The sequence below is a fragment of the Ferriphaselus sp. R-1 genome (genome assembly GCF_000746095.1).
GTDB lineage: Bacteria > Pseudomonadota > Gammaproteobacteria > Burkholderiales > Gallionellaceae > Ferriphaselus.
In genome coordinates, this window is the sequence record NZ_JQKP01000004.1 from 27,286 (window position 1) to 39,306 (window position 12,021).

A 12,021-nucleotide genomic window follows, 5' to 3' on the forward strand; every position below is an offset into this window, starting at 1 on the left:
GCGCGCTATGTCAAACATTAAAACCACCACCCTCCGCCCACCACCCTTTACGGCATAGCCCTTTCATCGCGCAATACTCGCACACCTTGTCCACGCCGTTGGCGGGAAGCGGTTGGCCTACGCGCAACTGGCCGAATATCTCTTTGAGGCGGGCGAGGTTTTGTCCGGCCAGGTCGGGGAGGTCTTGTTCGGGTTGCACGCCGACCACAGCTTTGCTGTCGTCTAGGGAGACGAAGGCGGCGGCGGTGGCTAGACTCAGGGCGGCGTAGCTGGCGAGTTGCACGTCTTCGCCGGGGTGTTTGAGCAGGCCGTTGAGGCTGGCTTTGTCTTTGGTTTTGTAGTCGAGCACGCGCCGTGCGCCGTCGGCTTGGGTGTCCAGCCGGTCGAGTCTGCCGTGCAGTAGCAGGTCGTCATTCACGGCCAGTTGGTAGCCCTGCTCCGCCGCCGCGAAGCGCCAGCCTGCGGCTTCGTTTTCCAGTTGCCAATCCAGATAGGCGGCTTGCTGCGCTTGCCAGCGCACGCGCCAGCCATGCGCCAGAAAATCGTGCTGCACCGCCTCGGCGAAGACTTCGTCGCTGAGGCGCGCCAGTGCGGCGGCGCGTTGGTCGCGCGGCATGTCGGACGGGATGTCGCGGTGGAAGCGTTCCAGTATCTTGTGCACCCACGCGCCGTAGTCGCGCTTGTCCAGCGCCTCGCGCACTTCGTCGAGGTCGTCCAGGCGCAGGATGTAACGGGCGTAATACTGGTAGGGGCAGGCCATCAGCGTGTTGTAGCCGCTGGGCGAGATGCGCGGCGGCAGCAGCGCAGCAGGGGCCGCCGGGCGCGGCATGTGGTGCGGTTGCGGCGGGACGCTGGCTTCGGGCTGGACGTGCGCCAGCTCCAGCAAGGGCGCGAGTTCGCGCTCGGTGAGGTCGTCCGCCACCCCGGCGCGCAGCAATTCCAGCCAGGGACTCAGCAGGTTGGGCTCGCCATTTTTTGTCTCCTGCCAGGTGACCAGCACGGTGTCGTTGAGCGCCAGCAGGCCGCGCAGGTCGTCCTGTACCTGGCGGATCTTGTGCGCCGTCATCGGCAGGCCGATCGCGCCGCGCACCGCATCGTTGAACCACTGCCCTGCCCCGGCCTTGCCCGGCAGGTGGTCAGCATCGCAGCCCAGCAGCAGCACGGCATCGAACACGCGCCAGCGGGTGGCGGCGAGATGGGTGAACACCACCGGGCTTTCCACGCTGGTGTCGCGGAAGGTGGCGAGGTCGAGCTGCTGCGCCAGCCAGCGCCGCCATTCGCCGAAGCTGAAACGGCTGCGGTCATCGGCCAATTCTTCGCGCCAGTCCGCGAGCAATTGCAACAGCTCGCGCCCGGCGGCATCCTGCGCCCAGCCGGTCAACACGCCCAGACTGTCCAGACTCTGCTCCAGTCGCTCCAGCCAGCCCGCGAGGGTGAATTCGCGCCCGGTGGGTAGAGGCTGCGCGGCTTGTTGCAGGCGCAGCAAGGCATGGCGCAACACCTCCGACTCGGCCAGCCGCTGGTATTCCTCCAGCCTTGATGCCACCTGATGTTCGCGCAGCAGGCGCTCCAGTTGGTACACCGCCTGTTTTCGTTCGGCGGCGGGCTGGTCGGCGTAGACAAAGGGCGATTTCATCAGGTCGAGCACGTCCTGATAGTAAAAGTCGCCCTGCACCGCCTCCAGCCAGCGCATCAGCACCGCGCTCACCGCCAGCGTGGCGAAGGTCCAGCCGGTCTCGTCCTGCACCAGAATCTGCGCGCGCTCCAGCAGGGCGCGCACGCGGCGGGCAACCAGCCTGTCCTGCGCGACGACGGCGATGCTGCGCTTGCCCGCCAGCAGCCAGCGGCGGATCTGCACATCGGCGGCCTGGGCTTCGTGCTCCAAACCTTGGGCGGGGAACAGGAAGAAAGCAGTCGGTAGTTGGTAGTCGTGAGTCGTGAGTGGGTTCGAGGAGCTCAAAGCTTGAGCAGCTGACTCCCCTGTCGCTAGCACCCTCAGGTCGAACACCCGCACCGGCGCGCGTTCGGCATACGCTTCGAGGAAGCGCCGTTCGGGAGTAGCCAGGTCGGAGGTGATAAGGACGTAGAGCGGCGCGCTGGCTTGCGCGGCGAGCAGGGCGAGACGTTGCTGGTAGGCGGCGACAGCATCCAGCCCGCCGCTGCCGGACATCGCCCGCCACAGCTCGTGCACCACGCGTGCTTCGAATTGCAGGGCGCGGTTGCTGCGCGCCTGATAAGCCTGTTCGAGTTGCGCCAGGAACGCGTCTTCATCCTGCGGCAGGGCGAGGTGTTCGCGAGTCAGCTCGTCCATCAGGTCGAGCAACTCGCCCGCCAGCGCCCAGCGGTCGGCCTGCTCGAACCATCCCTGACGGCGCAGCGCCTGATACAGCGCGGCCAGCCGGGCACTGTCCGGCACCGGCGACTGCGCCAGCGGCACGCTCTGCACCCAGTCGGTGAAGGTGGTCAGCTGCGGCATCAGCACTGGGCGACCCGCCAAGACTGCGAGCCGCTGCGCCAGTGGCTGGGCGACGTGGTAGTTGGGCAGCAGGACGACGATGTGGCGCAGGTCGGGCGGTGCGTGGTCGTCAAGTATCCGTCCGGCAAGCCTGTCGTACGACCCGCTCTCAAACACCCGGCCACTCCTGCACGGACTCGCGCTCCCGACTCACACCTGCCTCCACAACGGGTCCGGACGCCAGCGCTCTATCCACTCGGCGATCTGACCTGCCGGCATGGGTTCGGCGATACCGAATCCTTGCGCGACGTTGCAGCCCAGTTGCAGCAACATCTTCCCCTGCTCGGCGGTCTCCACGCCCTCGGCCACCAGTTGACGCTTGAAGGCGGCGGCCAGACCGATCACGCTTTCGACAATGGCGAAACTCTCCATGTCGTGCGTCATGTCGCGCACGAAGGTCTGATCCACCTTGAGTACGCGAGCATGCAGATGGCGCAGGTAGATCAGGGTGGAGTAACCCGTACCGAAATCGTCCAGAGCGAAGGTGACGCCCAACGCGGCGCATTCGCGGATGACTTCCGACACCAAGGCCACATCCTCGAACGCGGTACTCTCCAGTATCTCCAGCTCCAGACACCCGGCATCCAGTTCCGGGTGCTGCTCGAACAGCGCGCTGAGGTGGGGGACGAAATCCACATCCTGCAAATGTCGCGGCGAGATGTTGACACTCACCGGCAGTGCCAGCCCCGCCTTGCGCCACGCCAGGGCCTGGTTGAGCGCCTCTTTCAACACCCAGTTGCCGATGTCCACCGCGATGTCCAGATTCTCGGTCAAGGGCAGGAAGTCATGCGGCAGCAACAGACCGAGCTCGGGGTGGTGCCAGCGTATCAGTGCTTCCACACCGACCACCGTACCCTGCCGCATGTCGACCTTGGGCTGGTAATACAACTGGAACTCACCCGCAGCCAGGCCGTTCTCGACCTGGCGCAGCAACTCCTTCTGCTCGACGGTGCGGCGGTCATGTTCAGGATCGAAGCACACATAACGGTTCCTGCCGCCCTGCTTGGCGGCATACATGGCCTGATCCGCATGTCGCAGCAGCGCATCGCCATCACCGTCGTCGTAAGGGAACAGGGTGTAGCCGAGACTGGCCGTGATGCTGAGCGAGAGCCCCTCGATCAGGTAGGGTTCGGCCAGCGCTGCCAACAGGCGAGCCATGGCCTGCTCGGCCTCGGCCATACTGCGCAGGCCGGTGACCAGCAATGCGAACTCGTCACCGCCGATGCGCGAGGCGGTGTCACCCGAGCGCAGGCATCGATCGATACGCTGTCCCACCTCTTGCAACAGCTTGTCTCCCACAGGGTGGCCATGGCTGTCGTTCACCGGTTTGAAATCGTCCAGGTCAAGATAGCCTACGGCCAGCAGCTCGCCGCTGCGCTCGGCCTGGGCCAGCGCGATACGGAAACGGTCGGTGAATAAGGAGCGGTTGGGCAACTGGGTCAGGGCATCGTAATACGCCAGTCGCTCCACTTGCCTCTGGTTGAGTTTGAGTGCGGTGATGTCGGTGAACACGCAGACATAGTGCGTGACACCCCCCGCTTCGCCGTGTACGGCGGAAATGGTGGTCAGCACGGCCAGCAACTCGCCGTCCTTACGCCGGTTCCAGACCTCGCCGCTCCAATAGCCCTCGCGACGCAGCGTATCCCACATCTCGGCGAAGAACTCGGGAGGATGCTTGCCCGAGGCCAGAATGTCGGGCTTCTTGCCGACGACATCCGCGCGGTGGTAACCGGTGATCTCCTCGAAAGCGCGGTTGATCTCCAGGATGAAAGCATCGCCATCGGTGATGTAGATGCCGTCATGGGCGAACTGGAACACACTGGCCGCCAAGCGCAGTTGCTTCTCGGCCAGTTTGCGCTCGGAGATGTCGCGCGCCACCGATACCACGCCGACACACGCACCGCCGGGATCCATCACCGGCGATTTGCTGAATTCCATCAGGATGCGCTGGCCATCATGCTGGGTCACCCATCCCTCGCTGCGTAAAGTCTTGCCCGCCGCGATGACCTCCGCATCGCGCAGGCGGTGGCTCTCAGCCTGCCCGGCAGACATGAACTCCGAATCCGTCCTGCCGATCACGGCATCGCGCGCAACGCCGATGCAATGCGAGAATGCCTCGTTGCAGTCCAGATAGTGACCGTCCAGGTCCTTGAAATACACCAAGTCGGGGATGGTGTTCATCAGCTGACGCAGCCGATCCTGGGTCTCCGTCGCCACACGTCCGAACTCTTCATCCATCCACTCCAGTGGATGGATCAGGTCATGCTCGGACAGCAAGCCGACCAAACGGTCCTGCTCATCGACCACGATCAAGTGCCGTATCTTGAGTATCTGCATCTGGGCCGCAGCCTGGGTCAAGGCCGCGTTACTGCGTATGGTGTGCACCGGCGAACTCATCACCTCCCCCAGCAGCGCCGCTTGCTTGCCCTCGCCGAAGAGCCTGACCACGTCACGCTCGGTGACCAGCCCGACCGGCGCATCCTGCCGCGTCACGATCACGCAAGAGGAGCGCGTCTCGACCATCTGCTCCAGCACCCCGGACAGGGGTGAGTCCGTCGTGCCCTGTATCCAGTTCTGCCCCATCAGGGATGCCACATCACTCAGGTGGGCAAAGAATCCTATGCCCAGATGGAAACGGAAGTCGCTCTCCGACACCACCCCCAGCGGCTGCCCGTGCTCGTCGAGCACCACCAGATGCCGGATACCGTGGCGGACGGCGAAACGGAAGGCCGCCGCCAACTCCACGTCGTGTCCGATGGTCAACACCTGGGTCGACATCAGTCGGGCGACCGGCGTATCCAGCGCCATGCCCGCGCTCATGGCCCGCACGATGTCGCGCTCGGTGACGATGCCCGCCAGGCTCCCGCCTTCCATCACCAGCATCGACGAAATGCGCATCTCCGCCATCCGCGCAGCGGCCTCGGACAACTTCGAGTCAGGCCATAGCCGATCGAGGTGGTGGGTGACGATATCAGCCAAGTGTCGCTTCATCTCAAACTTCCCTCCGAGGCAGCAATCTGGCGAACTCCTCGGCAGGCATCGGCTTGCCAAAGTAGTAGCCCTGACAGGAACAACACCCGCTTTGACAGAGGATCTCCGCTTGCCCGAGAGTCTCTACGCCCTCGGCGATCACTTCCATCTTGAGGTTCAGTGCAGTGGCGATCAGTGTCTGCACGATCACCACGTCATCGTTGTTGCGCTCCAGTTCATTGACGAAGGTGCGGTCGATCTTGATGGTATCGATGGCCATCTTGCGCAGATAAGCCAGGCTGGAGTAGCCCGTGCCGAAATCGTCCAGCGCGATGCGGAAACCCATCGCTTTGATCGCAGCCAGCATCTCTTCGACATCCTGGGGACGCATCAACACGCTCTCGGTCAGCTCGACTTCCAGCATCGCGGGGTCCGCCCCCGTGTCCTGCAAGGCATGCGCCAGACTCGCCGGCAGATCGCCATACAGGAACTGCCGGGCAGACACGTTGAAACTGATGGGAATGCTGGCCAGACCGGCATCCGTCCAGGCGCGGCTCTGCGTACACACCGCACGCACCACCCACTCACCGATGCTGTTGATGAGGTTGCTCTGCTCGGCCACCGGGATGAACTGCCCGGGCGACACCATGCCTTGCTCAGGATGGCGCCAGCGGATCAAGGCCTCGCCGCCGATGATGTGTCGGGTACGCGAATCCACCTTGGGCTGGTAGTACAGCTCGAACTCGTCCCGCTCCAGCGCCCGGTGCAAATCGTGCTCGATGAGCAGGCGCTCCTGGGTACGCAGGTTCATCTCTTCACGGAAGAAGCGGAAACCTGCCCGCCCGTTCTCCTTGACGTGGTACATGGCGGCATCGGCCTGCTGCAACAAGGCATCGAAACCATTGCCATCGTCCGGATACATGCTGATGCCTATGCTGGGCGAGGTATGCAGATCATAGCCACCCGCCAGATACGGCGAGGACAGCGTGTCCACGATCTTCTTCGCCACACAGGATGCCGCTTCATTGCTGGGCAGATCGACCAGGATCACCACGAACTCGTCGCCGCCGATGCGGGCGACGGAGTCCTGCTCCCTGACGCAGCTACGCAGGCGATCCGCCACGGTCTGGAGCAGCAGGTCGCCGACTTCGTGCCCCAGCGTGTCATTGATGATTTTGAAGTGGTCGAGATCGAGGAAGAGCAGCGCCACCTTGTTGCCATAACGCACCGCATTGCCTATGGCCCGCTCCATGCGGTCGCGCAGCAGGCGGCGGTTGGGCAGGTTGGTCAAATGATCGTGATTGGCCAGGAACTCGATGCGCTGATGCGCGTCCTTCTGGCTGGAGATGTCGCGGAAGGTGCACTGGAAAGTCTGCGTACCGTCCGGCAGCATCACCAGTCTCACCGCCGCCTGAATGTCGATGATGCGTCCGTACTTGGTACGGTGCCGGGTCTCGAAATCATCGCGCCCGGTCGTCACGATGTTGTGCTTGTGGGCCAGATGCTCGTCCAGGGTTTCCTTGGCTTCGAAATCAGGGATGGTCAGATTGAGCATCTCGCTGGGACTGTATTCGTACTGGCGCAACGCTTCCTGGTTGTAGCCCATCACGCGCCCGTCCAGCGTGATCAGCAACACCGCATCGGGCATCTGGTCGAACAGCGTCTGGTATTGCTTGCGCAGTCGTCGGGATTCTTCCTCGGCCTGCTTGCGCGCACTGATGTCTTCGAGCACCGCGACCAGGAAATCCGGTGCGTCATCTTCCGTGCGGATCAACGACAGGCTCATGTTCGACCAGCCTATGCTGCCATCCTTGCGGGCACAGCGCTGCTCGCCACGCACCACTTCGACCCGCTGCTCCAGCAGGTCGGCCAGTATCCCCCGGAACACGTCCCTGTCCTCGGCAGGCAGGAGGTCGTCGAGCCGCATCCCGAGCAACTCTTCCTGCGTATGGCCAAGCAACTCCTGCATGCGTGCGTTGGCGCGGGAGATGGTCAGCCCCGTGGGGTCAACGTGCACCACCCCGACGGCGGCCTGCTCGAATGTAGCGCGGAACATGGCCTTCTCACGTTGCAGCGCATCTGCTGCCGTACGCGATGCCGTGGCATCGTGGAACACCAGCACCACCCCGCCTATCACGCCGGACGCATCACGCACCGGCGCAGCCGAGTCTTCGATGGCACACTCGCTACCGTCGCGGGCGATCAGTACGGTGTGATTAGCCAAACCGACGATGCGCCCCTCGCGCAACACCACATCCACCGGACTCTCCACCGATTGCCGAGTCTGCTCATTGATAATCCGAAACACCTCGTTCAACGACTTGCCTTCAGCCTGGTCCAGCGACCAGCCGGTCATCTCTTCGGCAACTTCATTGAGAAATTCCACCTTGCCCTGCTTGTCCGTCACTACCACGGCATCGCCAATCGAAGACAACGTCACCTGCACCCGCTCTTTTTCGAGCAAGACCTGCCGTGTCAGCCGATTCAGCGCGTACAGGCTGCCGTAACCCATTGCCAGCGCCACCAACAGCAACATCGCATAGAACAAGTATTCATCGAGTTCATGGTTAGCCATCACCATGCTCGTGACCACTCCCACCTGGGCCAGAGCCTCATCACGCGTCACTTCCACCAAGCTGTCGAAATCAGCAGACAGCCCGCGATCCACGCCTCGGACCAGAGCGTCAATCTTGCCCACATTCTCAGGATGGCCAACCAAAGGAAACTGCTGCAGAGATTGGAGATACTTGGCTGTCATTTCAGCGTGTGCCTGTTGCAAGCGCAGCAGATGGCCCGTGCTCATTTGGTGCCGCTCCAACTCGCGCACGAGATGACCCATCTTGTTCTGCACGATACTGGCCTGGGCCTCGAATGCCTCCCGGTAACGTATGTAATCACCCGCATCATGGCCGCGCAGCAGCAAGTCTTTCCATTCCTGCACCTGACGCTTGAACAGCACCTGCGCCTGTCGTTCTTCATCCAGCAGACTGGTGACAGACTCTACGCCCTGCGCAGTTTCCTGGCTGATATGGCCCAACAGGTCATAAAACACCCAACCGCTGGCCAGTACCATGGCGGTCAGGGTCAGTACGATCGACGTGACCAACAGCCGGATTTTGTCTTTGATGAGTTTGCTCATCCCATCCTCTCAAGGCGTGGCGGAAGGTGCCACCACCCCGCATTCGTTTGTCGGCTGAACCTTATCACGAATAACCCGGAACCACCCCGTGAAAAGCCGTGGCCACTAATCGCCACAATACTGGACGATGTCGGCTTCCACCCGATGGAACAATCCTTGCAACAGCGTTGCCGCTTCGACCGATTTGCGCCAGTCCCCGGCGGCAGCCGCTTGTTCCGCCGTGTCGGCTGCCTGCGCCATGCGGCCCAGGCCAAGATTGGCGCAAGTACCCTTGATCTCATGGGCGATACGGCGAGCATCCTCGACCTGCCGCTGATTTTGGGCCAGTTGCAGTCTGGCCAACAACTGGCTGGTCGAATCGACAAAGATGCCCAACACCTCACTGGCCGACTCCTTATCACCGAACAGCTCCAGCAAGCGCGTGAAATCCAGCCGATCAAACTCGATGCTGTGCGGCACCGCCGGCTGTGCCAGCCAGCGCGCCAATATTTCCGTCATACGCGACGCATTCACCGGTTTGGTGAGATAGTCATCCATACCCGCTTCCAGGCAACGCTCGCGGTCGCCCTGCATAGCGTTGGCCGTCATCGCCACAATGGGGCGACGCGACTTGCCGCGCTCCGCCGCGCGGATCGCCCGTGTTGCCTCAAAACCATCCATCACTGGCATCTGGCAGTCCATCAGGATCACGTCGTAAGGTAACCGCTCCGCCGCATCAACCGCTTCCAGACCGTTGCTGACGATATGCACGGCGTAACCCATCTTGGCCAGCAGATGCTGAGCCAAACGCTGGTTCACCCGATTGTCTTCCACCAGCAGAATCAGCTTCTGCTCGGCAGCATCCGTCGTCGGCAAGGCGGTTGGTTTGGGGGCCATTTCGACCGGCTTGTGTGCAACTGGCTCGATGGAGGCGGCCAGTTTGGAGTGCCCCGCGTCCAGTAGCGCATCGTGCAATTCCGACTGACGCACCGGTTTGATGAGACAGATACCCACGCCAACGGCGCGTGCTTCCTGCATCAGGTTGCGCTGGTCGAAGGCAGTAATCATCAGCATCCGGGTAACGTCGTGAGCGCGGTCGCTGCGAATGGCGCGCGCCAGTTGAACACCATCCATGCCTGGCATAGCGTAGTCCAGCAACACAATGTCATAGGGCCGCCCGCCCGCATGGGACTGGTGCAATGCGACCAGGCAATGCGCCGCACTGTCCACCGCATCGCAGTGCATGCCCCAGGCACGAATGTAACGCGTCAGAATCTCGCGATCAGTCGCCAGATCGTCCACCACCAGCACGCGCAGACTGGATGCCTCGACCATCACATGCGGCGCTTGCACCGCTGCCTCGGAAGACTGGCAAGGCAAAGTGAACCAGAAGCTGGAGCCCTCGCCCTCGACGCTGGATACGCCTATCTCTCCCCCCATCAATTCGACCAGACGCTTGGAAATCGCCAGGCCCAGTCCGGTCCCACCGAACTTGCGGGTTGTGGAGCTGTCGGCCTGAGTGAAGGCCTGGAACAAACGGCTTTGTACCTCGCGCGGCATACCGATGCCAGTGTCTCGCACCGTGAACCGCATCTCGTTGGCCGCCGCATCATACGTCACGCTCAGCACCACCTCGCCCTGTTCAGTGAATTTCACCGCATTGCCCATCAGATTCAGCAACACCTGGCGCACTCGGGTCGGGTCGCCGCGCACCATGGCAGGCAGTTCCGGTTCCACAAAGGTCATCAGCGACAACTTCTTCTCGCGCGCCTTCACCGCCAACAGGTCCGCCGCGCCTTCCACCACCCGCACCGGCGAGTAGTCGGTGACTTCGATCTCCATCTTGCCCGCTTCAACCTTGGAAAAATCGAGGATGTCGTTGATGATGGTCAGCAGCGACTGGCCGGAGTCGCGCACTGTGGCGGCGAATTCGCGCTGCGCGGTGTCCAGTTCAGTGTCCAGCAGCAATTCCGTCATGCCAATGATGCCGTTCATCGGGGTACGAATCTCATGACTCATGGTCGAGAGGAATTCCGACTTCATGCGCGAGGCTTCCAGCGCCTGGTCATGGGCCTGTCGCAACGCCTCTTCGGCCTGACGACGCAGGCTAATGTCGGTAAGCACGCCGATGTAATGCGTCAAATTGCCGTTCTCGTCACGTACCGGCGCGGTCTGTAACTCGACGTGGAACGACGAGCCATCCTTGCGGTAATACACGTTCTCCTGACTCAGGCTGTCACCGCGCCGCATCGCCTCGCGCAACTCTTCCAGCCGACGGATGTCGGTCTGCGGCCCACGCAGGAAGTCGCTGGTAGGATGCCCAATCAACTCTTCAGTTCGATAACCCGTCATCAACTCGAAGCCCTGATTGACGTGCTGGATGATGGAAGTGCCATCCCGCGTCGGGTGATCGATGATGAGGATACCTTGCACGATGCTGTCTACCGCTTGCGACACCAGCTTGAGGTGGGTCTTGATGCGATATTCCTCGGTAATATCTCGCTTGATGGCAACGAAATGCGTCACCCGACCACCCTCCAGAATCGGCGTAATGGTCATTTGCTCGGTGTACAACTCACCGTTCTTGCGGCGATTGATTAGTTCGTTTTCCCAAACCCGACCGGACAGCACGGTTTGCCACAAGGTCTGATAGAACTCCCGATCCTGTTTGCCAGAATTGAGAATGCGCGAATGTTGACCGACCACTTCTTCGGGCTGATAGCCCGTGACCCGGGAGAATGACGGGTTCACATATTCGATAACTCCACCCACACTAGCAATGACGATCATGTTGGCCGCAGAATCCAGCGCTGCACGCTGCAAGCGGAGGCGCGCCTCCGCTTCCTCCTGGCGAGTGATGTCGCGGAAGGAGACCAATGAGCCGATCACGTCTCCCGCCTGCAGCAAGGGATTGGAGCGGAAAGAAACCGGAATGAAATCGCCATGACAGTTGATAAAGGCATCATCGCCCTCTACCGACTGGCCGTCGCGATAGACCTTCATCAGCGGGCACTCATCCGCCGGGAAATCCGCACCATCAGGATGTCGGTGGTGAATGATTTGATGCACTGGCCGCCCCAGCATCTGCTGTTCGGAATAACCCAGTATCGCCTCGGCGGCAGTGTTCATGAACGTCAGGTTACCGCGCAGGTCGGTGGCGTACACCCCGTCGCTCAACGTGTTGAGCATGGTGCGCGTCAGTTCGGCGTTCTGCGCACGCAGCTTCTCATTGACCGCGTTAAGCTCAGCCGTGTTCACCTCCAGAGCGTTTTCTAACAGCAGCCGCTCCTGTTCGATCTCCTGGTAGTAGGTGTTGATCGCATCGAGCAAAGGCAAAAGCCGCTCATCGGGCTCGTAGTCGCGACCCATTGCCCGCTGCAATTGTCGCTTCAACAAACGATGCATCGCATACCCCTCC

At 61.9% G+C, this 12,021-nt stretch carries 4 protein-coding genes; all 4 read right to left on the reverse strand.

Going from position 1 to position 12,021, the window contains the following annotated elements; translation table 11 throughout:
- Nucleotides 1-10: 10 nt before the first annotated feature.
- Entirely contained in the window at nt 11-2,632 is a 2,622-nt protein-coding gene (locus DM08_RS05670) for a PD-(D/E)XK nuclease family protein (protein ID WP_035383682.1), read from the reverse strand.
- Nucleotides 2,633-2,665: 33 nt separating this feature from the next.
- On the reverse strand, nt 2,666-5,506 hold the full coding sequence (locus tag DM08_RS05675) for an EAL domain-containing protein (RefSeq protein ID WP_051937818.1): 2,841 nt from the start codon (nt 5,504-5,506) through the stop codon (nt 2,666-2,668).
- Between the two features lies 1 nt (nt 5,507).
- Complete coding sequence (locus DM08_RS05680) at nt 5,508-8,624, reverse strand: sensor domain-containing protein (protein ID WP_051937819.1); 3,117 nt, start codon at nt 8,622-8,624, stop codon at nt 5,508-5,510.
- Between the two features lie 105 nt (nt 8,625-8,729).
- Complete coding sequence (locus DM08_RS12220; RefSeq protein WP_051937820.1) at nt 8,730-12,008, reverse strand: PAS domain-containing hybrid sensor histidine kinase/response regulator; 3,279 nt, start codon at nt 12,006-12,008, stop codon at nt 8,730-8,732.
- Nucleotides 12,009-12,021: the final 13 nt, after the last annotated feature.

Bases quoted from the DNA above. Each gene is read 5' to 3' on its own strand.
- DM08_RS12220 (WP_051937820.1), bottom strand. From the start codon at position 12,008: ATGCATCGTTTGTTGAAGCGACAATTGCAGCGGGCAATGGGTCGCGAC.
- DM08_RS05680 (WP_051937819.1), bottom strand. From the start codon at position 8,624: ATGAGCAAACTCATCAAAGACAAAATCCGGCTGTTGGTCACGTCGATC.
- DM08_RS05675 (WP_051937818.1), bottom strand. From the start codon at position 5,506: ATGAAGCGACACTTGGCTGATATCGTCACCCACCACCTCGATCGGCTA.